This is a genomic window from Streptomyces fradiae ATCC 10745 = DSM 40063 (assembly GCF_008704425.1).
GTDB lineage: Bacteria > Actinomycetota > Actinomycetes > Streptomycetales > Streptomycetaceae > Streptomyces > Streptomyces fradiae.
This window is the reverse complement of the sequence record NZ_CP023696.1, coordinates 4,752,308-4,774,941: the sequence shown is the minus strand read 5'-3', so window position 1 is coordinate 4,774,941 and position 22,634 is coordinate 4,752,308. Positions and strand designations below refer to the sequence as shown.

Genomic DNA, 22,634 nt, shown 5'->3' with positions numbered 1-22,634 from the left:
GGCGGGCGCGCGTGCGGGGCGGGACGCGGTGCGGCGGCGAGGCCCGGCGGGGCGCGACTGCCGCCCCTGCGCCGGGGCGCCGGCCGGGGCGCCGCGGAGCGGAGCGGCAACACGTGCGCGGCGGTCAGCAGTCGCGCAGCACCGGCGACTGGTTCAGGAGCTGGGCGCGTACGGACGTGAAGCGGGCGAGCCGCTCGTCGGCCACCGGACCCGGCGGGAACACGGCGACGCGGTGGCAGTTCTGGAAGGCCAGCCGGACGCCGAAGTGGCGCTCCAGCGCCCCCCGTATCGCGTCGCTCGCCATGGCGCGCAGGAGCTGGCCGCGCGCGTGCTCGTCCGGCGGGGGCGTCTGGTTGTCGGCGAAGGCACCCCCGTCCTCCCTCAGCCGGGCCACCAGAGAACTGATCATCTCCCAGGCGAAGGGCAGGGAGGTCCGGACGCAGTCGACGAAGGCGGCTTCGTCGACCTCGCCTCGCTCGGCCTGTTCCATAAGGGCCGGTGAGACGTCGAGCGACATGGGTTCTCCTCTCGCGACCCCGCGGGGAGCGGGGTCTTACGGGCAGGGCGGGAGGAGCCCCCCGTACGCACACGCTGCGTGCACGAGTGACGACCTCCCGCTTCCACGGTAGGCGCGCTGTCCGGACCGCACCAGGAGATTGGCCCACAACAGGCCAAGGTTCCAGGGCCGTTTGGCACCGAATCGCGCGATACCGCGTGCGTCGAGTAGCGTTGCGCACCATGCGTCTCGTCATCGCCCGCTGCTCCGTGGACTACGCGGGCCGGCTCACCGCCCACCTCCCCTCCGCCCACCGGCTGATCCTGATCAAGGCGGACGGCAGCGTCTCGATCCACGCCGACGACCGGGCCTACAAGCCCCTCAACTGGATGTCCCCGCCGTGCACCCTCAAGGAGGGCGAGGGGGAGTCCTCCGGCGTGTGGACGGTCGTCAACAAGGCGGGCGAGAAACTGATCATCACGATGGAGGAGGTCCTCCACGACTCGTCCCACGAGCTGGGGGTCGACCCCGGTCTCATCAAGGACGGCGTGGAGGCGCACCTCCAGGAGCTGCTCGCCGACCGGATCGAGACACTGGGTGACGGATACACGCTGATCCGCCGCGAGTACCCGACGGCGATCGGCCCGGTGGACATCCTGTGCCGGGACGGCGAGGGCGGCACGGTGGCCGTCGAGATCAAGCGGCGCGGCGAGATCGACGGCGTCGAGCAGCTCACCCGCTACCTCGACCTGCTGAACCGGGACCCGCACCTGGCACCGGTGAAGGGCGTCTTCGCCGCGCAGGAGATCAAGCCGCAGGCGCGGGTGCTGGCGACGGACCGGGGCATCGACTGCGTGGTGCTGGACTACGACGCACTGCGCGGCATCGAGGACGACAAGCTGCGACTTTTCTGACGGAGCGTCAGCACGGCGGGGGCGGCCGGTGGTTCACCGTCCGCCCCCACCGTACGGACGGCGCCGCCGTACGGCGTGCTCCGCGGCGACGGCCCCGGGCGGTGACACCGCCCGGGGCCGTCCTGCCGTGCGGGGCCGGTCCGCTGGGCGGGACCGGCGGGGCGGGCGGGCGCACCGGGACCGGGCCCGCGGCGGGCTCCCCCGGCGGGTCAGGCGGCCGTGCCGCCGGTCGTCCCGGTCCCGCCGGTCGTCCCGGAGTCGCCCGTCGTCGCGGAGTCGCCCGTCGTACCGGGGTCGCCGGGCGGGGCCACCGGGCCGCTCGCGGTCGCCGACGAGCCGCCGGACTCGCCGCCGCCATCGCTGCCGCTGTCCGAGCCGGTGGTGCCGCCCGCGTCACCGGTCGGGGTGGGCTCCGGGGGCGGCGTCGACGAGGTGGAGGGCGCCGGGCTCGACGAGGAACCGGAGGGGTCGGGGCTGCCGCTGCCCGAGCCGCCGCCCGAGGTCGGGGAGCCCGTGGTGCCCGGGGAGGTGGTGGAGCCGCCGCCCGTGGTGCCGTCGCCGCCGGTGCCCGCGCCGTCGTCGTCGCCGCCCGTGCCGCCGGACGCCGGGTCGTCGTCCGTCGCCGACGGGCTCGCGGCGGGGTCGGACGCCTCGTCCCCGGTGGGGCCGGCCGTACCGGGCTCCTGGGACGAGCCGGGGGCGTCGCCGGTCGCCCCGGTGCCGGGGCCGCCCGTGCCGCCGCCCGGGGTGCCGGTGGAGCCGTCGCCCGGGTCCGTCTCCTCGAAGCCCCCGCCGCCGACGGCGTCGGTGTCCGCCGAGTGCTCGGTGACGGCCGTGCCGTCGGCCGGGGCGCCGTCGCCGCTGCCGGAGGTGGCGCCGATGGTGACGACCGTGCCGAGGACCGCCGCGAGGACGGCGCCCGCCCCGGCCGCGACCAGGTTCCGCCGGGTGCCGGCCACCATCAGGCCGCGCAGGCGCCTGCGCGCCGACCGCGCCTGGCGGGCCGGGGCGGCGGCGTACTTGCCGCCCTGCGCGCCCGCGACGACGGCGGCGTACGCGGTGTCGAAGTCCGCCCCTCCGGAGCCGTACGCGGGTCCTCGCGCCGGACCGGCGGCGGAAGCGGAACCGGAGGCGACGTCCCCGCCGGGCCCGCCGGTCGCCGCCGCGCCGAAGGCGGGGCCGGTCGTACGGCCCGCGGGGGCGGACGTGCCGTACCCGCCGGAGGCGCCCGGAGCCGCGGCCGAGCCGCCCGCCGAGCCCGCGAGTGCCGGCCGGCCCGCGCCGGCCGCGCCGCCCGCCGCACCGGGCCCGGCGCCGGCCGGTCCCGCACCGCCCGGCGCCGTACCGCTCGTACCGCCGGCGCCGCCCGCCCCGGCCGCGCCGCCCGTGCCGCCCGTGCCGGGCGGGGTGGGCGCGCGGAGGGTGACCGGCGGCGCGGCCGGGGCGCCGTGCAGGGCGGCGCCGCGCTCCCGGTCGGCGACCAGGGCGAGGGCCCGCCGCCCGGCGACCGTGCCGCGCTTGTCGGCGAGGGCGCCGCGCAGCGCGATGGACGCCTCCAGCTCGGCGCGCGCCCGCTCCAGGTTGCCCCGGCACAGGGCGAGGACGCCCAGCTCGTGGTGGAAGTACGCCTCTTCGGCGACCTCGCCCGCGAGCCGCGCGGCGGCCTGGCCGGAGCGCAGCGCCCGCTCCCAGGCGCCCCAGTGCAGCGCCGCCGCGAGGGCGGGCGCGGCGCTGCGGGCCAGCAGGACGGCGGCGCTGGCGTGTCCGGCCTCCTGGCTGGAGGCGAGTGCGTGCAGGGCGGCGAGCACCGCGTCGGACTCCGCGGCGACCCGCTCGGGTGCGACGGACGGGTGCCCCGCCCACCAGGCGTAGTGCTGGGCGGCGGTGTGGGCGCGGGCGGGGGCGCCCTCCTCGTAGCCGTGCTCCGCGAGCTGTTCGGCGACGCCGGGCGCCAGCCGGTGGCGGGGGCCGACGGGGGTGAGCAGCCCGCAGCGGACGAGCTCGCCGAGCGCGGCGTCGGCGTGGGTGTCGCCGACGAGGGCGGGCAGGTGCGCCTGGTGGGGGACCTCGCCGCCGAGGGCGACGGCGAAGCGGAGCGTGTCGCGGGCGGCCTCGGAGAGCCGGGAGGCGAGCAGCGCGGCGGGCGCCGCCGCCTCGCCGAGGCTCGGCAGGGGCGTGTCGCGCACGTCGGTGAAGACGCTGCCGTCCGGGTCTGCGCCCTCGTCCCCGGGGGCGGGCCCGCGCAGCGCGTCGCGCTGCCGGAGCAGGGCACCGGCCTGGACGAAGCGCAGGGGCAGCCCCTCGGACTCGAACCACAGGTCGCCGGCCCAGTTGGCCTCCTCGTCGGTCAACGGCCGGTCGACGGCGTGCTCGAGGAGTTCGAGGGTGGTGGACCGGTCGAGGCCCGCGAGGGCGACCTCCTCGACGGAGGCGTCCGGGGAGGGGGCCGGGGTGCCGGGGGTGGCGGCCAGGAGGAAGGCGCACTCGGGGGCCGCGTCGAGCAGCTCGTCGAGGGCCGCGCCGCCGAACTCCAGGTCGTCGAGGAGGACGACGGCGCCGATCTCCCGGACGTACGCGCGCACTCCGGCCCGGTCGGGGCGGTGCGCGGGGGCGTGGTGGACGGCGGCGAACAGGGCGTACAGCACCTCACCGACGGTGCGGCGGTGGCCGGAGAGGCGGATGACGCCGTCGGGCGCGAGGTCGGCGCAGTCGGCGGCGACGGCGTCGAGGAGCCGGGTGCGCCCGGAGCCGGCGGGGCCGGTGAGGCGGACGGAGCGGCCGCGGGAGAGGAGCTGGACGAGCCGTTCCCGCTCGTCGTCGCGGCGCAGCAGCGGCGGGTGCGGCGCGGCCGGCCCGGTGGGGACGGGCGGGGCGGCGGCGCGGTCGCGTTCGGCGCGCTGCTCGGGGGTGCGGCGGGCGGGGGCCTCCGGCTGGCGGCCGGGCGGGCAGGGCTCGATCTCGCTGCCGTCGACGGGGTTGACGGTGAGCAGGAAGTCGCCGGTGACGAGCTTGGCGGTGCGGGCGGGGGCGGGCGGCGTACCGGCGCCTGCCGGGGCGGGCAGGTCGTCGCGGGAGGTGCGGGGGCGACCGCTGTCGCCGCCGGGGCGGGCGGCGCCGCCGGTCGGGTCGTGGCCGGGGTCGTCCGGCTGCGGGTTCATCGGGTCCATGGTGAAAGCCCCCAAAAGCGTGGTGCGGCGAAGCCCCTCCCGGCCGATCTGCACGCGCGTTGTCGCTTCTGGTCCGGTGCCCGCCGTGTGGGTCCGTCGATGGGCAGACGACCAAGACCCTAGACGTCCGCCGGGTGCGGGGAAACAGCCGGGGTGCCGGCCGCCCCAGACGTCACGGTCTTGTGACTATGGGCGGGTGGGGCGATTGGTCCCGCATGTACGGGCGGCTCGCACGCCCCCGGCCCGCGGCGACGGCGTACGCGAGCCGCGGGCCGGCGGGTGCTCCGTTCCGCACCCGCCGGCCCGCGGTTCACGGGGGCGCCGTCCGGTCACCGGGGCCGCCGGTTGCCGGGGCCGCCGGTTGCCGGGCGGCGGTTCAGACGCGCGGCAGCGACTCGGCGGCGAGGCCGCCCTCGATGGCGAGGATGCGGTGGAGCCGCGTCGCCACGAGGAGGCGCTGCATCTGGGGCGGGACACCGCGCAGGACGAGGCGGCGGCCGCAGCGGCCCGCACGGCGGTGGGCTCCCATGATGACCCCGAGCCCGGTGGCGTCCCAGGAGTCGAGGCCGGTCAGGTCGAGCACCAGGTCGCCGGACCCGTCGTCCACGGCCGAGTGCAGGACCGTACGGGCGTCCGCCGCGCTGCGGACGTCGAGGCGGCCCCCGACGACCAGCTCGGTGTGGTCGCCCCTGATGTGCATATGCGCTCCCCGAGAGTGCTGTTCGTTTTCCGTCACATCTTTCTGTTGCAACAACTGACTGCCGCATCACCTGAGCAGTTGCGCGTTGTGAGCGAACCGATACCAAATTCACCCCGGGGGGTGAACACGGTTTGGTGCGGAGGGGTCAGTGCTTGTAGAAGCCCTGACCGCTCTTGCGGCCGATGTCGCCGGCGTCCACCATGCGGCGCATCAGCTCCGGCGGGGCGAACTTCTCGTCCTGGCACTCGGTGTAGATGTTGCCGGTGGCGTGGAGGAGGATGTCGACGCCGGTGAGGTCGGCGGTGGCGAGGGGCCCCATGGCGTGGCCGAAGCCCAGCTTGCAGGCGGTGTCGATGTCCTCGGCGGAGGCGACGCCCGACTCGTAGAGCTTGGCGGCCTCGACGACGAGCGCCGAGATCAGGCGCGTGGTGACGAAGCCGGCCACGTCGCGGTTGACGACGATGCAGGTCTTGCCGACCGACTCGGCGAACTCGCGGGCGGTGGCCAGCGTCTCGTCGCTCGTCTTGTAGCCGCGGACGAGCTCGCAGAGCGCCATCATCGGGACGGGCGAGAAGAAGTGGGTGCCGACGACCCGCTCGGGGCGCTCGGTGACCGCCGCGATCTTGGTGATCGGGATGGCGGAGGTGTTGGAGGCGAGGACCGCGTCGTCCCGGACGAGCTTGTCGAGGGCGCGGAAGATCTCGTGCTTGACCTCCAGCTTCTCGAAGACGGCCTCGACGACGACGTCGGCGTCGGCGGCGGCGTCCAGGTCGGTGGTCGTGGTGATGCGGCCCAGCGCGGCCTCGGCGTCGGCGGCGTCCAGCTTCCCCTTGGCGACGAACTTGTCGTACGACGCCTTGATCCCGTCCGTGCCGCGTGTGAGGGCGGCGTCCGTGACGTCGCGCAGGACGACGTCCCAGCCCGCCTGGGCCGAGACCTGCGCGATGCCGGACCCCATGAGTCCGGCGCCGATGACGGCGAGCTTCCTGGCCACGTTCAATCCCCTTCACACGCGTCCACTTTTCGGTTCTCCGGCGGGAGGTTACTGCCCGGAAGGGTTCCTGTGGCGGTGAAGAGATGCGCGTCACGTCTCAGATGACGGACATCACACCAGGGTGCCGCGGCCCGTGAGCCACGTGGCCGGAAGGCGCCGGTCCGGCACCCGCCGGCGGGGGTGTGACGCGGGCCGCGGCGGGCGGGGCTTCCGGCGGGGCGGGACGTCACTAGGCTGGCCGTATGGTCAATCTGACGCGCATCTACACCCGTACCGGCGACAAGGGCACGACGGCGCTCGGCGACATGAGCCGCACCGCCAAGACGGACCTGCGGATCGCGGCGTACGCCGACGCGAACGAGGCGAACGCCGTCATCGGGACGGCCATCGCGCTCGGCGCGCTGCCGGAGGAGGTCGTGAAGGTGCTCGTACGGGTGCAGAACGACCTGTTCGACGTGGGCGCCGACCTCGCGACCCCGGTCGTCCAGGACCCGGAGTACCCGCCGCTGCGCGTCGAGCAGGGGTACGTCGACAAGCTGGAGGCGGACTGCGACCGGTTCCTGGAGGACCTGGACAAGCTGCGCTCCTTCATCCTGCCGGGCGGCACGCCGGGCGCGGCGCTGCTGCACCAGGCGTGCACGGTGGTGCGCCGCGCGGAGCGCTCGACGTGGGCCGCGCTGGAGGTGCACGGCGAGACGATGAACGCCCTGACGGCCACGTACCTGAACCGGCTGTCCGACCTGCTGTTCATCCTCGCCCGGACGGCCAACAAGGAGGTCGGGGACGTCCTGTGGGTGCCGGGCGGGGAGCGCTAGCGGCGCCGGACGGGCTTCAGCGCCTGCTCGGGCGGGCTTCGGGACGGTCCTGAAGGTGGTCCTCGGGGCGGGCGTCCTCCCGCGGGGGGCGCGCCGAGCCGTTCCGGGGGCCCTGCCGGGGCTGGTCCCGCTCCGAGCCCTCCGTGCGGAGCCGCTCACGCGGGGCCTGCTCCGAGGTGCCCGCCATGGGCTCCTGCCGGTCCTCGTCCCTGTTCTCCTCTCGGTTCTCGTCTCGGTTCTCGTCCCGGGTCTCCTCTCGGTTCTCGTCCCGGCTCTCCTTCGGGGGCTTCTTCGGCCAGATCGCGTACGACGCGGCGATCACCCCGTGGATGGCGACCGCCCGCCACGCCCCGCCCATCCAGCTCTGGAGCGGGCCCACCCGGCTCGGGTCGTCCACGTACCAGACGGCGGCCTGGAGCAGGGCCGTCGCGACGGCGGCGCCGAGCAGGGTGCCGAGCCACAGGCGGCCCTCGTACCGGGCGCGCGCCGTCCCGTACCGGGGCGGGCCCGCCGGGCGCGGGGCACCGGCCAGGCGGTGGGCGGCGTGGCCGTCCAGCCACTTCACGGTCCGGTGCCCGTGGCCGACGGTGTAGCCGATGTACAGGGCCGCCAGCCCGTGCCGCCAGCTCGGTTCGGCGCCGCCGCGCAGGTCGACGGCGGTGACGACCAGCAGGACCACCTCCAGCAGCGGCTCGCACAGCAGCAGCGCCGCGCCGGTACGCGGCATCCGGAGCACGTACCGGGTGGCGAGCCCCGCCGCCAGCAGCACCCAGAAGCCGACTTCGCAGATCACGATCAATGTGACGACCATGGGTCCAGCGTGCCGCCGCCGCGCGCCGCGGGCGTCGTCGCCGATGACGAATCCGCGCTGCATCCTTCGATGTAGTCGCGTTCGGCCCCGGCGGTGAGGCGATGGCGGCGCCGGGCCGTGTTGGATGGGTCCGTGCCCCTCCCCCGCCTCCACCGCGACGACGTGTTCCTGGCCTCGACCGGCCTCGCCGGCGGGCTGCTGCTCTGGTCGCTCGGCGTCTTCAACCAGGGGCCGCACCACGCGGTCGTCGACTCCTCGTGGGCGGTGCTGCTGCCCCTGTGCGCCATGGCGTCGCTGGAGTTCCTACGGCGCACCATGCCGCGCACGGCGCTGCTGGCCGGGACGGTCGCGGTGGTCGCGGACCAGTTCACGCGCGGCAACATCGCGACGATCCTGATGTTCACGGACCTGGTGTACGCCGCGGTGGTGTACGGCGCCCCCGCCTCCGCCCGGCGGCTGCCGGTGGTCACCGGCCTGGTCACCGTCGCCGTCTCGGTCGGGGCGCTGGCCTGGTACCAGGAGCCGTGGGCGCTGCTGCTCGGCGTCCTCACCGGCATGGTGTCCTTCGTGCCGGCCACGACCGGCGCGGTGGTGCGCAACCACCGGCAGGCCGCCGACGCGGCCCGGCTGCGGGCCGAGCAGACGGCGCTGCTGGCCGAGATGGACCGGCGGGAGGCGGTGGTCGCGGAGCGGTCCCGGATGGCACGCGAGCTCCACGACATGGTGGCCGGGCACCTGTCCGCCATCGCCATCCACTCGACCGCCGCACTCTCCCTGGACGACGCGGACACGAGCCGGGAGGCGCTGGGGGTGATCCGGGAGAACAGCGTCGAGGGCCTGGCCGAGATGCGGCGCCTGATCTCGCTGCTCCGGGACGGCGGCGACAGCGAGGAACCGGCGCCCGCGCCGACGCTGGCCGGGCTGGCCGCCCTCGTACGGCAGGCGGCGGCGAACGGCGCGGCCAGCGGGCTGGAGTTCACGCTGACCGCCCCGCCGCAGGAGGAGGGCCTTCCGGCGCCGGTGGAGCTGGCGGCGTACCGGATCGTGCAGGAGTCGCTGACGAACGCGCTGAAGCACGCCGACACGGGGGAGGTGGCCGTCGCGGTGGAGCGGGCCGACCACGCGCTGGAGGTGACCGTGACGAGCCCGTACGGCCGCAGGGCCGCGGCGGGGCCGCGCGCGCCCGGTTCGGGGGCGGGGCTGGTGGGGATGCGGGAGCGGGTGGCGCTGCTGGGCGGGGAGTTCGAGGCGGGCCCCGTGGGCGGGGCGGCGGGGCGGGAGACATGGCGGGTGCGGGCGGTACTGCCCGTGGCGAAGGACGACAAGGAGCCGAGTCCGTGAACAGGGATACGGAAGCCGGGACCCGAAGCGGACCGGGAGCGGGAGCGGAAGCGGGACCCGGCACGGGGGCCGGACCCGGTACGGCGGCCGGACCCGGTACGGACGGCGGTACGGGCACCCGTACGGGCGGCGCCGCCGTGCGCGTGCTGGTCGCGGAGGACCAGAAGGCCGTACGGGCCGGGCTCGTCCTCATCCTGCGCAGCGCCCCGGACATCGAGGTCGTCGGCGAGGCCGGCGACGGCGAGACGGCCGTGCGGATGGCCCGCGCGCTGCGCCCCGACCTGGTCCTGATGGACATTCAGATGCCGGTCATGGACGGGGTGGAGGCGACCCGGCGGGTGGTGGCCGAGGACCTGGCCGACGTGCTGGTCCTGACCACCTTCGACCTGGACGCGTACGTCTTCGGGGCGCTGCGGGCGGGCGCCGCCGGCTTCCTGCTGAAGAACACCGAGGCGCGGGACCTGATCGAGGCCGTGCGGACGGTGGCGCGCGGTGAGGGCCTGATCGCCCCGGCGGTCACCCGGCGCCTCATCGCCGAGTTCGCGGCCCCCCGGCCGGGCCGCCCGGCGCGGGGCGCGGCGCAGGCGGGCACGGCGCCCGATCCGGGCGTCCTGGCGCCGCTCACCCGGCGGGAGCGCGAAGTTTTGTCATGTCTCGGGGAGGGGCTGTCGAACGCCGAGGTCGCCGTGCGCCTCGACATGGCGGAGGCGACGGTGAAGACGCACGTCAGCAGGGTTCTGGGCAAGCTCGGGCTGCGCAGCCGGGTGCAAGCGGCGGTCCTCGCGCGCGAGTTGGGTGTGTGAGTCGACGCCCCCTCACAGTGGTCTGGACCTATTGACGATTGGTCCAGACCTTCCTACGCTCACGGCGCGCACCATTCACGGACACACGGACCCCCACCATGTCCGTCCGCACCTTGAGGAGCACCGTTGAGTACGAGCACTCAAGCACCACCGCGCAGGACGGGACTCCTGGCCAGAGCCACGGCCGGAGCCACCGCACTGCTGCTTCCCCTGGCCGCCATGGTCGGCCTCGCAACCCCCGCCCAGGCAGCCGCCTCGGCGACCGCCACCTACACCAAGGTCTCGGACTGGGGCGGCGGTTTCGAGGGCAAGTGGACGGTGAAGAACACCGGCACCACCGCCCTCAACTCCTGGACCGTCGAGTGGGACTTCCCCTCCGGCACGTCGGTCGGCTCCGCCTGGGACGCCACCGTCACCGGCAGCGGCAACCACTGGACCGCCAAGAACCTGTCCTGGAACGGCAGCCTCGCCCCCGGGGCGTCGGTCACCTTCGGGTTCAACGGCACCGGCACCGGCTCCCCCACCGGCTGCAAACTGAACGGCGAGTCCTGCGACGGCGGCCCCGGCCAGCCCGGCGACAACCCGCCGTCGGCGCCCGGCACCCCGACCGCCTCGGACGTCACCGACACCTCGGTGAAGCTGAGCTGGTCCGCGGCCACCGACGACAAGGGCGTCAAGAACTACGACGTCCTGCGCGACGGCGCCAAGGTCGCGACCGTCACCGGCACGACGTACGCCGACAGCGGGCTGACCGCCGGCACCGACTACTCCTACAGCGTCCAGGCCCGTGACACGGCCGACCAGACCGGCCCGGCCAGCGGCTCCGTCGCGGTCCGCACGACCGGTGGCGACGGGGGCCCCGGCCCCGGCCCGTCGTCCACCGTCAAGATGGGCTACTTCACCAACTGGGGCGTCTACGGCCGCAACTACCACGTCAAGAACCTGGTGACGTCGGGCACGGTCAACAAGATCACCCACATCAACTACGCGTTCGGCAACGTCCAGGGCGGCAAGTGCACCATCGGTGACGCCTACGCGGACTACGACAAGGCGTACACCGCCGACCAGTCCGTCGACGGCAAGGCCGACACCTGGGACCAGCCGCTGCGCGGCAACTTCAACCAGCTCCGCAAGCTGAAGGCCCAGTACCCGCACATCAAGGTGCTGTGGTCGTTCGGCGGCTGGACCTGGTCCGGCGGCTTCGGCCAGGCGATCCAGAACCCGGACGCCTTCGCCCAGTCCTGCTACGACCTGGTGGAGGACCCGCGCTGGGCCGACGTCTTCGACGGCATCGACCTGGACTGGGAGTACCCGAACGCCTGCGGCCTGACCTGCGACGCCAGCGGCCAGACCGCCATGTCCAAGATGATGAAGTCGATGCGCGCCAAGTTCGGTGCGAACAACCTGGTCACCGCGGCGATCACCGCCGACGCCTCGGCCGGCGGCAAGATCGACGCCGCCGACTACGGCCCGGCCGCGCAGTACGTCGACTGGTACAACGTGATGACGTACGACTTCTTCGGCGCCTGGGCGGCGAAGGGCCCGACGGCCCCGCACTCCCCGCTGACCACCTACCCGGGCATCCCGCAGTCCGGCTTCACCTCCGCCGAGGCGATCGCCAAGCTGAAGGCGAAGGGCGTGCCCGCCAAGAAGCTGCTGCTCGGCATCGGCTTCTACGGGCGCGGCTGGACCGGCGTCACCCAGAAGGAGCCGGGCGGCACCGCGACGGGCCCGGCGGGCGGCACGTACGAGCAGGGCATCGAGGACTACAAGGTCCTCAAGAACACCTGCCCGGCGAACGGCACCGTGGCGGGCACCGCGTACGCCCACTGCGGCACCAACTGGTGGAGCTACGACACCCCGGCGACGGTCCAGTCCAAGATGGCCTGGGCCAAGGGCCAGGGCCTGGGCGGCGCCTTCTACTGGGAGTTCAGCGGCGACACCGCCAACGGTGAGCTGGCCACGGCCGTCCACTCCGGCCTCCAGTAACCCCCTCGCACCACCCCCCGCGAAATGATCGAGCCGCACCGGAAACGGTGCGGCTCGATCCGTGTACGCGGGACGCGGGACGCGGGACCTACGCGGCGCTCACTCTCCCGCCCCGGGGCGGGAGGGACCGGGCGACGACGCCCACCGTCCCCCGCCGCGTCGGAGGGCCCCCGCCACCGGCAGGGAAGCACCACGCCGCACTCCCCGCCCCCACCAACGGGCAGGGAAGAACCACGCCACGTTCACCCTCCCCCAGACTCCGTCCGGGGGCACCCCCACCAACGGGCAGGGAAGAACTACGCCACGTTCACCCGTTGGCCGGGGGGCGCGGCCTCCAGCCAGGCGAGGAACCCGGTCAGGGCGTCCTCGCTCATGGCGAGCTCCAGGCGCGTCCCCCGGTGGAGGCAGCCGAGCACGACGGAGTCCGACAGCAGCGCCAGCTCCTCCTCGCCCTCCGGCATACGGCGGTCCAGGACCTCGATGGAGGCGCGCTCCAGGACGCGGCGCGGCCGGGGCGCGTACGAGAAGACGCGGAACCAGCCGACCTGGTCGCCGCTGTACCGGGCCACCCCGTACACCCAGCCCTTGCCGGAGGTGTCGTCCTCCTCGGGGACGTTCCAGCGCAGACTGCAGTCGAAGGTGCCGCCCGACCGCTGGATCAGCCGCCGGCGCAGGCCGAAGACGAAGAGCCCGATCACCACCAGTGCGACGACCAGTGCGCTCAACAGCAGAGCGAGGAACATCTCCACCGACCTCCTCGCCTCGTCCTGTTACCGAATACGACCTGCATCTGCATCGCCTCAGCCGCGGCCCGGTCCGGAGTGTCCGGATCGAGCCGCGGCTGAGGGGCCGGGCCGCCCCTGGGGGCGCCCGGCAAGGTGATCAGCGGCGGAGCGCTAGTGCGCCGCCACCGCACGCAGCCGGACCTCGGCGCGCCGCTCGGCGGCGGCGTCCGACTCCGACTTCGCACGCTCCAGCGCGCGCTCGGCGCGCTGGGTGTCGATCTCTTCCGCAAGCTCGGCGATCTCCGCGAGCAGCGACAGCTTGTTGTCCGCGAAGGAGAGGAAGCCGCCGTGCACGGCGGCGACGACGGTGCTCCCCTCGCTGGTGCGGATGGTCACCGGGCCCGACTCCAGCACACCCAGCAGCGGCTGGTGGCCGGGCATGACGCCGATGTCGCCGGAGGTGGTGCGCGCGATGACCATGGTGGCCTCGCCGGACCAGACACTCCGGTCCGCGGCGACCAGCTCGACGTGCAGCTCAGCGGCCAAGGGTGGCTCCTCGGGTCACCACCCGGCGGGTCTTGCCGGGTGTTGGGTCATAAGTCTAGTAGGGCCGCCGGCGCCGGAGCGCCGATGACCCGCACCGGCCGGGCGGGCCGGTGGCCGGCCGCCGGGGCGGCCGGGGTCCGGGAGGGGTCCTCCCGTCAGGGGCGTGCGGTGCGAGGGGGCGGGACGCGCCCGCCCCCTCGCACCGCACCGACCTCAGGAGACGCCCAGGTCCTTGGCGTTCTTCTTGAGGTCCTCGAGCCCACCGCACATGAAGAAGGCCTGCTCGGGGAAGTGGTCGTACTCACCGTCGCAGATCGCGTTGAACGCGGCGATCGACTCGTCGAGCGGCACGTCCGAACCGTCCACGCCGGTGAACTGCTTCGCCGCGTGGGTGTTCTGGGACAGGAAGCGCTCGACGCGACGGGCGCGGTGGACGACCAGCTTGTCCTCTTCGCCCAGCTCGTCGATACCGAGGATCGCGATGATGTCCTGGAGGTCCTTGTACTTCTGCAGGATGCCCTTGACCCGCATGGCGGTGTCGTAGTGGTCCTGCGCGATGTAGCGCGGGTCCAGGATCCGGGACGTGGAGTCCAGCGGGTCCACGGCCGGGTAGATGCCCTTCTCGGAGATCGGACGGGAGAGAACCGTCGTCGCGTCGAGGTGGGCGAAGGTGGTGGCCGGCGCCGGGTCGGTCAGGTCGTCGGCGGGGACGTAGATCGCCTGCATCGAGGTGATCGAGTGACCGCGGGTCGACGTGATGCGCTCCTGGAGGAGGCCCATCTCGTCGGCCAGGTTCGGCTGGTAGCCCACCGCGGACGGCATGCGGCCGAGCAGGGTGGACACCTCGGAACCGGCCTGGGTGAACCGGAAGATGTTGTCGATGAAGAAGAGCACGTCCTGCTTCTGGACGTCGCGGAAGTACTCCGCCATCGTCAGACCGGCCAGGGCGACGCGCAGACGGGTGCCCGGGGGCTCGTCCATCTGGCCGAAGACCAGGGCGGTCTTGTCCAGGACGCCGGACTCCTCCATCTCCGCGATCAGGTCGTTGCCCTCACGGGTGCGCTCGCCGACGCCCGCGAAGACGGAGACGCCCTCGTGGAGGTTGGCGACACGCATGATCATTTCCTGGATCAGCACGGTCTTGCCGACACCGGCGCCACCGAACAGACCGATCTTTCCACCCTTGACGTACGGGGTGAGAAGGTCGACGACCTTCAGACCGGTCTCGAACATCTCGGTCTTCGACTCGAGCTGGTCGAAGGCCGGGGCGGTGCGGTGGATCGGCCAGCGCTCGGTGACCTCGGCGTTCGCCTCGGGCACGTTCAGCACCTCGCCGAGGGTGTTGAACACCTTGCCCTTGGTGAAGTCGCCGACCGGGACGGTGATGCCCTTGCCCGTGTCGGTCACCGGGGCCTGGCGGACCAGGCCGTCGGTGGGCTGCATGGAGATGGCGCGGATGATGCCGTCGCCGAGGTGCTGCGCCACCTCGAGCGTCAGCGTCTTGCGCTTGCCCTCCTCGGCCGGGTCGTCGACCTCGACCGTCAGCGCGTTGTAGATCTCCGGCATCGCGTCGACGGGGAACTCCACGTCGACGACCGGGCCGATGACCCGGGCGACGCGGCCAGTCGCCGTGGCCGTCTCAACAGAGGTCGTCATTACTTGTCACTCCCCGCGGTCGCGTCGGCCAGGGCGCTGGCGCCTCCGACGATCTCGCTGATTTCCTGGGTGATTTCGGCCTGGCGGGCCGCGTTGGCAAGGCGCGAGAGCGTGTTGATCAGCTCTCCCGCGTTGTCGGTGGCCGACTTCATCGCCCGGCGGCGGGCCGCGTGCTCGGAGGCGGCGGCCTGCAGCAGGGCGTTGTAGACACGGCTCTCGACGTAGCGCGGCAGGAGGGCGTCGAGGACGTCCTCCGCCGACGGCTCGAAGTCGAACAGGGGAAGGAGCTCGCCCTTCGTCCCCGTCTCCTCCTCGGCCTCGGCGAGGCTGAGCGGCAGCATCCGGTTGTCCACCGGGGTCTGCGTCATCATCGACACGAACTCCGTGAAGACGATGTGCAGCTCGTCCACACCGCCGTCCGCGGTGTCCTGCTGGACGGCCGCGATCAGCGGGGCGGCCACCTGCTTGGCGTCCGCGTAGGTCGGGTTGTCGGAGAAGCCGGTCCACGAGTCCGCGACCTTGCGCTCGCGGAACCCGTAGTAGGCGACACCCTTGCGGCCGACGATGTACGTGTCGACCTCCTTGCCCTCGCCGCGCAGCCGCTCGGAGAGCCGGTCGGCCTGCTTGATGGCGTTGGCGGAGTAGCCGCCGGCCAGACCGCGGTCGCTCGTGACGAGCAGGACCGCGGCACGGGTCGGGGACTGCGCCTCCGTGGTGAGCGGGTGGTCGGTCTTCGATCCGGTCGCCACCGCCGTGACCGCGCGGGTGAGCTCGGTCGCGTACGGCGTGGAGGCCGCCACCTTGCGCTGCGCCTTGACGATGCGCGAGGCGGAGATCATCTCCATCGCCTTGGTGATCTTCTTCGTCGCGGTGATCGACCGGATGCGACGCTTGTAGACCCGGAGCTGCGCTCCCATGGATCAGGTCCCTTCCGTCGTCACTTGGAGACGTTGACGGCGGCCGGGGCGTCCTCGCCGAGCAGCTTGCCGTCGAAGGTCTCGAACTGCTTCTTGAAGTCCACGATGCACTCCGCGACCTTCTCGAGCGTGTCGTCCGACATCTTGCCGCCCTCGCGGATCGACGTCATGAGCGACTTGTGCTCGCGGTGCAGGTAGTCCAGCAGCTCCGTCTCGAAGCGGCGGATGTCCTGGACCGGGACGTCGTCCATCCTGCCGGTGGTGCCGGCCCAGACGGAGACGACCTGGTTCTCGGTCGACATCGGCTGGTACTGCGGCTGCTTCAGCAGCTCGACCATGCGCTTGCCGCGCTCCAGGGCGGCCTTCGACGCGGCGTCCAGGTCGGAACCGAAGGCGGCGAACGCCTCCAGCTCGCGGAACTGGGCCAGGTCGACACGGAGCCGGCCGGAGACCTGCTTCATGGCCTTGTGCTGGGCGGAGCCACCGACGCGCGACACGGAGATACCGACGTTCAGGGCCGGGCGCTGACCGGCGTTGAACAGGTCGGACTCCAGGAAGCACTGGCCGTCGGTGATGGAGATGACGTTCGTCGGGATGAACGCCGAGACGTCGTTGGCCTTGGTCTCGACGATCGGGAGGCCGGTCATGGAGCCGGCGCCCATCTCGTCGGAGAGCTTGGCGCAGCGCTCCAGCAGGCGGGAGTGCAGGTAGAAGACGTCGCCCGGGTAGGCCTCGCGGCCCGGCGGGCGGCGCAGCAGCAGCGACACGGCGCGGTAGGCGTCGGCCTGCTTCGACAGGTCGTCGAAGACGATGAGGACGTGCTTGCCCTCGTACATCCACTGCTGACCGATGGCGGAGCCGGTGTAGGGCGCCAGGTACTTGAAGCCGGCCGGGTCGGACGCCGGGGCGGCGACGATGGTCGTGTACTCCAGGGCGCCGGCCTCCTCCAGCGCGCCGCGGACGGACGCGATGGTGGAGCCCTTCTGGCCGATGGCGACGTAGATGCAGCGGACCTGCTTCTTCGGGTCGCCGGTGCGCCAGTTGTCACGCTGGTTGATGATCGTGTCGACGGCCAGGGCGGTCTTGCCCGTCTGGCGGTCGCCGATGATCAGCTGACGCTGACCGCGGCCGATCGGGGTCATCGCGTCGACGGCCTTGTAGCCCGTCTCCATCGGCTCGTGCACCGACTTGCGCTGCATGACCGTGGGGGCCTGCAGCTCGAGGGCGCGACGGCCCGACGTCTCGATCTCGCCGAGGCCGTCGATCGGGTTGCCGAGCGGGTCGACGACGCGACCCAGGTAGCCCTCGCCGACGGCGACGGACAGGACCTCGCCGGTGCGCTGGACCGACTGGCCCTCCTCGATGCCGCTGAACTCACCGAGGACAATGGCACCGATCTCGCGCTCCTCGAGGTTGAGGGCGAGGCCGAGGGTGCCGTCCTCGAACTTCAGCAGCTCGTTGGCCATGGTCGAGGGAAGACCCTCCACCTTCGCGATGCCGTCGCCGGCAAGGCTGACCGTACCGACCTCCTCGCGCGAGGCCGCGTCCGGCTTGTACGACTGGACAAAGTTCTCCAGCGCGTCCCGGATCTCCTCCGGCCGGATCGTGAGCTCCGCCATCTGGGTTCCCTGCTCTCCTTGTTGGGCCCGAAGTTGCTTTGGGGGGTCTGGGGCTGTGCTGCCCGGTGCGGCTGACGCCGCGGGCCCCCAGAACTTCTGCATCCTGTGCACGGCCCAACCGGGCCGTAGGTAACGCTTTGCTTGCTGTGGTGACCTGGTCCGCGGGTCAGTCGGCCAGTCGCCGCGACGCCTCGTCGAGGCGGGTGGCGATCGTGCCGTCGACGACCTCGTCACCGATCCGCACCGAGATCCCGCCGAGGACCGTGGGGTCCACGTCCAGGTTCAGGTGCATCTCACGGCCGTACATCCGGGCCAGCGCCGCGCCGAGGCGCCGCTTCTGCTGGTCCGTGAGCGGTACCGCCGAGGTGACCACCGCGACCATGCGGTCCCGGCGCGCCGCGGCGAGCTTGGACAGGGACTCGAGTCCCCCCTCCAGGCTACGTCCCCGCGGCCGGGTGACGAGGCGGATGATCAGCCGCTCGGTGACCGCGTGCGCCCGGCCGCCCAGGAGGCGGCGCAGCAGCTCGCCCTTGGCGGTGGCCGTGGCGGCCCGGTCGGACAGCGCGGCCCGCAGCTCGGGGCTGGAGGCAGCGATGCGGCCGAACCGGAACAGCTCGTCCTCGACGTCGTCGAGGACGCCGGCCCGCTGGGCGGCCGTGAGGTCCGCGGTGTCCGCCAGCTCCTCGAGCGCGTCGACCAGGTCGCGCGACGCGGACCAGCGGGAGCGGACCATGCCGGAGACCAGGTCGACGGTCTCCCCGCCCACCTGACCGCTCAGCAGTCGCGCGGCCAGGTCGGCCTTGGCCTCGCCGGCCTGCGCCGGGTCGGTGAGGACCCGGCGCAGCGACACCTCGCGGTCGAGCAGCGCGGTGACGGCGGCCAGCTCCTCGGCGAGCCTCCCGGCGTCGACCGACGTGTTGTCGGTCAGCGCGTCGAGACGCTCGCGCGCGGCAGCCAGTGCCTCGCGGCTCGCTCCGTTCATCGGGACGCCTCGGCCTTCTCCTCGAGCTCGTCGAGGAAGCGGTCGATGGTGCGGCTCTGGCGGGCGGTGTCCTCGAGGGACTCGCCGACCAGCTTGCCGGCCAGGTCGGTGGCGAGCTTGCCGACGTCCTGCCGCAGGGCTGCGGCGGCCGCGGCGCGCTCGCGCTCGATCTGGGCCTGGCCCGTGGCGATGATCTCGTCGCGCTGGCGCTGGCCTTCCGCCCTCATCTCGGCGATGATCGTGGCGCCCTGCTCCTGGGCCTCCTGGCGCAGTCGCGCGGCCTCGTGCCGGGCCTCGTCGAGCTGCGCCCGGTACTGCTCCAGAACACTCTGGGCCTCGACCTGGGCCGCCTCAGCCTGCTCCATGCGGCCTTCGATGGCCTCACGGCGCTCTTCCAGAGCCTTGTTGATCGTCGGAAGGAGCTTCTTGGCGAAGATGACGAAGACGATGCCGAAGGCGATCAGGCCGATGACGATCTCGGGCCAGACCGGGAGCAGCGGCATCTGCGGCTCTTCAGCTGCCAGATGCAACATGATGGACCTTTCCGTCGAATGCGGCTACGAACGGACCGTTACTTGACGATGAACGGAACGACGAAGCCGATGAGCGCGAGGGCCTCGACGACGGCGAAGCCGAGCAGCATGTTCTGGCGGATGAGGCCGGCGGCCTCGGGCTGGCGGGCGATGGCCTGCACACCGTTGCCGAAGATGATGCCGATACCGATACCCGGGCCGATCGCGGCGAGGCCGTAACCGATGGTGCCGACGTTGCCGTTGACAGCCGCGAGGGTCTCGAGAGCAGACATGTCCGTGGTTCCTTCTCTTGGTGGGCCGGTGGCTGGTGGTCCACCGGACGTCTTGGGGGCAGCCGGGGTGGCTGTTTCGTCAGTGCGCTTCTTCGAGCGCCTGCGAGAGGTACGTGGCGGTCAGGACGGTGAACACGTACGCCTGGAGCGCCTGGATGAAGAGCTCGAAGACCGTGAGGACGAGCGTCATCAGGAAGGACGCCGAGGCGTAGACCGTGCCCAGGAACGTGCCGAGCATGTACCACGTGGCGATGGTGAAGATCAGGATCAGGATGTGTCCCGCGAACATGTTCGCGAAGAGTCGTACGGCCAGGGTGAAGGGGCGTACGAAGACGTTGGACACGAACTCGAGCGGCGTCAGCAGCACGTAGATCGGCTTGGGCAGGCCGCTCGGCACGCAGAGGTTGCGGATGCCGCCGACGAAGCCGTTGCTCCGGAAGGTGACCGTCATGTAGGTGACCCACACCAGGAGGGCCAGGCCGACCGGGTAGGCGATGACGGAGCTGACCGGGAACTGCGCCAGCGGGATCAGGGCCCAGAGGTTCAGCATCCACACGAAGAAGAACAGCGACACGAGGAGCGGTACGAAGGGCTCGCCCTTCTTGCCGATGACCTCGCGGGCCACGCCCTGGCGGACGAACTCGTAGAGCGCCTCGGCGACCATCTGGAACTTGCCGGGAACCACCTTGGCCTTGGCGAAGGCGGCCCAGAAGAACGCGATGATGGCGAAGGTCCCGATGATCGCCAGCAGCATCGGCTTGTTGAACTCGACGGGCCCGACCACGAAGATCGGGTCGAAGATGAACGACCACACGGAGGGGGCGGGGAAGCCGCATCCCTCGAACAGATGGCAGTCGACCTCGAACGCGAGCGTCTGGGCGTCAGCAGTCACCAAGAGCTCCTTCTGCATGGCGCATGGTTACGGCAACCTCGTTGTATCGGAGCGGCAGGCAGCCGCAGGTCGGCACCGGACTTGTCTTACGGGGGTGGTGGCGGCGGACAGGCGTGAAGCCTCGCGTCGGGGTCGACGACAGCGCTCCTGCCCTCACCCTCAGTGCCGCAGTTTGAACCGGACGATAGCAGCCCTTCGCACGGACGCTTATACCGCCCCTACTTCTCATGGGGCACCTCGGCACCCTGCGGCTGGTGCGGGGTCTCCAGGGCCGGCTCGACGTACGGGGTCCGCGCCTTCAGGCCGGCCCGCGCCTGCGCGGCGATCCAGACGACGACGGCGGCCACCAGCGTGAACGCCATGGCCTGGAGGTCGAAGGCCGTGGTGTCCCGCACGGCCATGACGAACACGAGCAGCAGCACCAGCTGCACGGAGTAGATCATGAGCCCCATGCCCTGGAAGAGCTGGGGCATCGCCTTGGCGACGTACTGGAGGGCCAGCTGCCCCGCCGCCATGAAGACCAGCACGACCAGGACGCCCAGGACGGACCCGATCGCCCCCTTCGCACCTGCGGTCACGGCGCTCACGGCAGCGGCGAGCACGCCGACGGCGGCCGTGGGCACGACCATCGGAAGAAGAGCGCGGGTGGCGCTAGAGGGCATGGCGGCGTCTCCGCTACTGGGGGGCAAGCAGGGGGTGTCGTCATGGACAGAGCCAGGCACGGCAGAAGCCGGTCGTCGGAGCCGTGGGCCTTCGCACAACGACCGCCCACTATCGCCGGGCCTCGTGAACGCTATCACAAACTATTTGGCGAGGTCTTTACCCGAAAGTGTGCCAACACTCACACATGAGAGGGATAGCGCGCGAGTGTGCATCTCGCCAGGGAGCTTTGTCTGGTAACGGGGCCATTGCGGCGGTCCGTCAACGCGGTGAACCGACTTTACCCCGCTCGGGCAGCCGCGAGCGGTGCCCCACGGCGGTCGCGCCGTTGATCCCCTCCGGCACCCGCACGGAGTCGGCGGGCTCCTCCGGGGCGGCGCCCGGCCCCTCCCGCGACGGCTCCCCCGGGACGGGCTCGCCCTCCTCGCCGGTCCGCCTGCGGCGCCGGTAGCGGGGCGGCACGAACGACTGCGCCCACAGCGGCGCGCGCGGCTGGAAGCGCGGCAGGAGCAGCAGCACCAGGCCGACCGCACTCAGCACCACGATCGGCAGGATGATCCACATGGACTCCGAGTGGACGGAGTACGTCAGGGTTCCGAAGGCGATCAGCGACGACCAGAAGTACATGATCCACACGGCCCGGCTGTGCGAGTGGCCGATCTCGAGCAGCCGGTGGTGCAGGTGCCCGCGGTCGGCGGCGAACGGCGACTGGCCGTTCCAGGTGCGCCGCACGATGGCCAGGAACAGGTCGGCCATCGGGATCGCGATGATCGTCAGCGGCAGCAGCAGCGGCATGAAGACCGGCAGCGCGGCGTGCGTCGCCTCGCGGGTGGAGCCCTCGAAGACCAGCAGTGTGTCCGGGTCCACCTGACCCGTGATGGAGATCGCCGACGCGGCCAGCACCAGGCCGATCAGCATCGACCCCGAGTCGCCCATGAAGATCCGCGCCGGGTGCATGTTGTGCGGCAGGAAGCCCAGGCACATGCCCATCAGCACGGCGGCGAACAGCGTCGCGGGCGCGGCGGCCTCGATCCCGTAGCCGAACCAGATCCGGTACGCGTACAGGAAGAACGCGGCGGCGGCGAGGCAGACCATGCCGGCGGCCAGGCCGTCGAGGCCGTCCACGAAGTTCACGGCGTTGATGGTGAGGACGACCAGCGCGACCGTGAGCAGCGTGCCCTGCCACTGGGTGAGCCCGACCGTGCCGATGCCCGGGATCGGCAGCCACAGGATCGTCAGACCCTGCACGACCATGACGCCCGCGGCGATCATCTGCGCGCCCAGCTTGATCAGCGCGTCGATCTCGAACTTGTCGTCCAGGACGCCGATCAGCCAGATCAGGGCGGCACCGGAGAGCAGCGCGCGCGGCTCGTTGGACAGCTCGAAGACGCTGTTGAGGTTGTCCAGGTGGTCCGCGACCAGCAGGCCCGCGCACAGGCCGAAGAACATGGCGATGCCGCCCAGCCGGGGCGTGGGTTCTCGGTGCACGTCACGCGCGCGGATCTCGGGCATCGCGCCCGCCGCGATGGCGAACTTCCGCACCGGCCCGGTGAGCAGATAGGTCACCGCGGCCGTGATGCAGAGCGTCAGCAGGTAATCACGCACGGGCTGCCCCACAGGAATAGCTGGCCATCTCAGCCCCACACCCTAGTCGCGCGGCCTCCATGGTGTGTGACACCCCGAGGCGGCGGACGGTTGCACACGGGCCCGGCACGATCTCGCGGACGGGCCGCGACGGGCCCGTCCGCGGGCTCCGGCGCTCCCTCGGAAGCGGCCCGATCCGGCCGCGATCCGGCCGCGAT

The 22,634-nt window shown here is 72.4% G+C and carries 20 protein-coding genes and 1 pseudogene; 5 read left to right on the top strand and 16 right to left on the bottom strand.

Going from position 1 to position 22,634, the window contains the following annotated elements:
* Positions 1 to 124: 124 nt before the first annotated feature.
* The gene (locus CP974_RS21445) at positions 125 to 517 is read right to left on the bottom strand and encodes an SCO5389 family protein (RefSeq protein ID WP_031136971.1); all 393 of its coding nucleotides are present in this window, start codon (positions 515 to 517) and stop codon (positions 125 to 127) included.
* 221 nt (positions 518 to 738) lie between these two features.
* On the opposite strand from CP974_RS21445, the gene nucS reads away from it, so the two are divergent.
* Positions 739 to 1,410 (top strand): endonuclease NucS, encoded by a 672-nt coding sequence (nucS, locus tag CP974_RS21440; protein ID WP_031136969.1) that lies wholly within the window; start codon positions 739 to 741, stop codon positions 1,408 to 1,410.
* 209 nt (positions 1,411 to 1,619) lie between these two features.
* Here the strand turns inward: nucS and CP974_RS21435 are convergent, their stop codons facing one another.
* The 3 genes from CP974_RS21435 to CP974_RS21425 all read right to left on the bottom strand — a co-directional run bounded on the left by CP974_RS21435 (position 1,620) and on the right by CP974_RS21425 (position 6,271).
* Positions 1,620 to 4,577: an ATP-binding protein gene (locus tag CP974_RS21435; RefSeq protein ID WP_224354482.1), complete on the bottom strand. Its 2,958-nt coding sequence runs from the start codon at positions 4,575 to 4,577 to the stop codon at positions 1,620 to 1,622.
* Between the two features lie 376 nt (positions 4,578 to 4,953).
* Positions 4,954 to 5,277, bottom strand: a complete 324-nt coding sequence (locus tag CP974_RS21430) for an STAS domain-containing protein (protein WP_031131104.1) — start codon at positions 5,275 to 5,277, stop codon at positions 4,954 to 4,956.
* 145 nt (positions 5,278 to 5,422) lie between these two features.
* Positions 5,423 to 6,271 (bottom strand): 3-hydroxyacyl-CoA dehydrogenase family protein, encoded by an 849-nt coding sequence (locus CP974_RS21425; RefSeq protein ID WP_031131102.1) that lies wholly within the window; start codon positions 6,269 to 6,271, stop codon positions 5,423 to 5,425.
* A gap of 242 nt (positions 6,272 to 6,513) precedes the next feature.
* On the opposite strand from CP974_RS21425, the gene CP974_RS21420 reads away from it, so the two are divergent.
* Entirely contained in the window at positions 6,514 to 7,086 is a 573-nt protein-coding gene (locus CP974_RS21420; RefSeq protein ID WP_031131099.1) for a cob(I)yrinic acid a,c-diamide adenosyltransferase, read from the top strand.
* A 244-nt stretch (positions 7,087 to 7,330) separates the two neighbouring features.
* Here the strand turns inward: CP974_RS21420 and CP974_RS21415 are convergent.
* Positions 7,331 to 7,897, bottom strand: a pseudogene (locus CP974_RS21415) (hypothetical protein); the annotation flags it as partial.
* A gap of 132 nt (positions 7,898 to 8,029) precedes the next feature.
* Between CP974_RS21415 and CP974_RS21410 the strand changes: the two are divergent.
* The 3 genes from CP974_RS21410 (at position 8,030) to CP974_RS21400 (ending at position 12,030) form a co-directional block, all read left to right on the top strand.
* On the top strand, positions 8,030 to 9,238 hold the full coding sequence (locus tag CP974_RS21410) for a sensor histidine kinase (protein ID WP_031131096.1): 1,209 nt from the start codon (positions 8,030 to 8,032) through the stop codon (positions 9,236 to 9,238).
* Between the two features lie 137 nt (positions 9,239 to 9,375).
* Positions 9,376 to 10,041, top strand: a complete 666-nt coding sequence (locus tag CP974_RS21405) for a response regulator (protein ID WP_031131094.1) — start codon at positions 9,376 to 9,378, stop codon at positions 10,039 to 10,041.
* Between the two features lie 126 nt (positions 10,042 to 10,167).
* On the top strand, positions 10,168 to 12,030 hold the full coding sequence (locus tag CP974_RS21400) for a glycoside hydrolase family 18 chitinase (protein WP_031131092.1): 1,863 nt from the start codon (positions 10,168 to 10,170) through the stop codon (positions 12,028 to 12,030).
* 296 nt (positions 12,031 to 12,326) lie between these two features.
* Here CP974_RS21400 and CP974_RS21395 read toward each other — a convergent pair whose 3' ends face one another.
* From CP974_RS21395 to CP974_RS21345, 11 genes are all read right to left on the bottom strand, one after another.
* A complete protein-coding gene (locus tag CP974_RS21395) occupies positions 12,327 to 12,773 on the bottom strand; it encodes a DUF2550 domain-containing protein (RefSeq protein ID WP_031131090.1) in 447 nt (148 codons plus the stop codon).
* Between the two features lie 153 nt (positions 12,774 to 12,926).
* On the bottom strand, positions 12,927 to 13,301 hold the full coding sequence (locus tag CP974_RS21390; protein WP_031131088.1) for a F0F1 ATP synthase subunit epsilon: 375 nt from the start codon (positions 13,299 to 13,301) through the stop codon (positions 12,927 to 12,929).
* 213 nt (positions 13,302 to 13,514) lie between these two features.
* Positions 13,515 to 14,957: a F0F1 ATP synthase subunit beta gene (gene atpD / locus CP974_RS21385; RefSeq protein ID WP_031131086.1), complete on the bottom strand. Its 1,443-nt coding sequence runs from the start codon at positions 14,955 to 14,957 to the stop codon at positions 13,515 to 13,517.
* Positions 14,957 to 15,874, bottom strand: a complete 918-nt coding sequence (locus CP974_RS21380; RefSeq protein WP_031131084.1) for a F0F1 ATP synthase subunit gamma — start codon at positions 15,872 to 15,874, stop codon at positions 14,957 to 14,959. The genes atpD and CP974_RS21380 overlap by 1 nt, the downstream gene beginning before the upstream one ends.
* A 20-nt stretch (positions 15,875 to 15,894) precedes the next feature.
* Positions 15,895 to 17,493, bottom strand: coding sequence for a F0F1 ATP synthase subunit alpha (atpA, locus tag CP974_RS21375; protein WP_031131082.1), 1,599 nt, complete (start codon positions 17,491 to 17,493; stop codon positions 15,895 to 15,897).
* Between the two features lie 166 nt (positions 17,494 to 17,659).
* Positions 17,660 to 18,475 carry a F0F1 ATP synthase subunit delta gene (locus CP974_RS21370; RefSeq protein ID WP_031131080.1) on the bottom strand — a complete coding sequence of 272 codons (816 nt, stop codon included), beginning with the start codon at positions 18,473 to 18,475 and terminating at the stop codon, positions 17,660 to 17,662.
* Complete coding sequence (locus CP974_RS21365) at positions 18,472 to 19,008, bottom strand: F0F1 ATP synthase subunit B (RefSeq protein WP_031131078.1); 537 nt, start codon at positions 19,006 to 19,008, stop codon at positions 18,472 to 18,474. The genes CP974_RS21370 and CP974_RS21365 overlap by 4 nt, the downstream gene beginning before the upstream one ends.
* Before the next feature lie 38 nt (positions 19,009 to 19,046).
* Entirely contained in the window at positions 19,047 to 19,280 is a 234-nt protein-coding gene (atpE, locus tag CP974_RS21360; RefSeq protein ID WP_031131076.1) for an ATP synthase F0 subunit C, read from the bottom strand.
* Between the two features lie 79 nt (positions 19,281 to 19,359).
* Entirely contained in the window at positions 19,360 to 20,190 is an 831-nt protein-coding gene (gene atpB, locus CP974_RS21355) for a F0F1 ATP synthase subunit A (RefSeq protein ID WP_031131074.1), read from the bottom strand.
* Between the two features lie 200 nt (positions 20,191 to 20,390).
* A complete protein-coding gene (locus CP974_RS21350; RefSeq protein WP_031131072.1) occupies positions 20,391 to 20,834 on the bottom strand; it encodes a Cg1360 family ATP-synthase-associated protein in 444 nt (147 codons plus the stop codon).
* 259 nt (positions 20,835 to 21,093) lie between these two features.
* Positions 21,094 to 22,437: an MraY family glycosyltransferase gene (locus tag CP974_RS21345; RefSeq protein WP_037937723.1), complete on the bottom strand. Its 1,344-nt coding sequence runs from the start codon at positions 22,435 to 22,437 to the stop codon at positions 21,094 to 21,096.
* Between the last annotated feature and the right edge of the window lie 197 nt (positions 22,438 to 22,634).

Excerpts from the sequence above, each read along its gene's own strand:
- CP974_RS21445 (WP_031136971.1), bottom strand. The coding sequence starts at position 517 with ATGTCGCTCGACGTCTCACCGGCCCTTATGGAACAGGCCGAGCGAGGC.
- nucS (WP_031136969.1), top strand. The coding sequence starts at position 739 with ATGCGTCTCGTCATCGCCCGCTGCTCCGTGGACTACGCGGGCCGGCTC.
- CP974_RS21435 (WP_224354482.1), bottom strand. The coding sequence starts at position 4,577 with ATGGACCCGATGAACCCGCAGCCGGACGACCCCGGCCACGACCCGACC.
- CP974_RS21430 (WP_031131104.1), bottom strand. The coding sequence starts at position 5,277 with ATGCACATCAGGGGCGACCACACCGAGCTGGTCGTCGGGGGCCGCCTC.
- CP974_RS21420 (WP_031131099.1), top strand. The coding sequence starts at position 6,514 with ATGGTCAATCTGACGCGCATCTACACCCGTACCGGCGACAAGGGCACG.
- CP974_RS21395 (WP_031131090.1), bottom strand. The coding sequence starts at position 12,773 with ATGTTCCTCGCTCTGCTGTTGAGCGCACTGGTCGTCGCACTGGTGGTG.
- atpD (WP_031131086.1), bottom strand. The coding sequence starts at position 14,957 with ATGACGACCTCTGTTGAGACGGCCACGGCGACTGGCCGCGTCGCCCGG.
- CP974_RS21380 (WP_031131084.1), bottom strand. The coding sequence starts at position 15,874 with ATGGGAGCGCAGCTCCGGGTCTACAAGCGTCGCATCCGGTCGATCACC.
- atpA (WP_031131082.1), bottom strand. The coding sequence starts at position 17,493 with ATGGCGGAGCTCACGATCCGGCCGGAGGAGATCCGGGACGCGCTGGAG.
- CP974_RS21370 (WP_031131080.1), bottom strand. The coding sequence starts at position 18,475 with ATGAACGGAGCGAGCCGCGAGGCACTGGCTGCCGCGCGCGAGCGTCTC.
- CP974_RS21365 (WP_031131078.1), bottom strand. The coding sequence starts at position 19,008 with ATGTTGCATCTGGCAGCTGAAGAGCCGCAGATGCCGCTGCTCCCGGTC.
- atpE (WP_031131076.1), bottom strand. The coding sequence starts at position 19,280 with ATGTCTGCTCTCGAGACCCTCGCGGCTGTCAACGGCAACGTCGGCACC.
- atpB (WP_031131074.1), bottom strand. The coding sequence starts at position 20,190 with ATGCAGAAGGAGCTCTTGGTGACTGCTGACGCCCAGACGCTCGCGTTC.
- CP974_RS21350 (WP_031131072.1), bottom strand. The coding sequence starts at position 20,834 with ATGCCCTCTAGCGCCACCCGCGCTCTTCTTCCGATGGTCGTGCCCACG.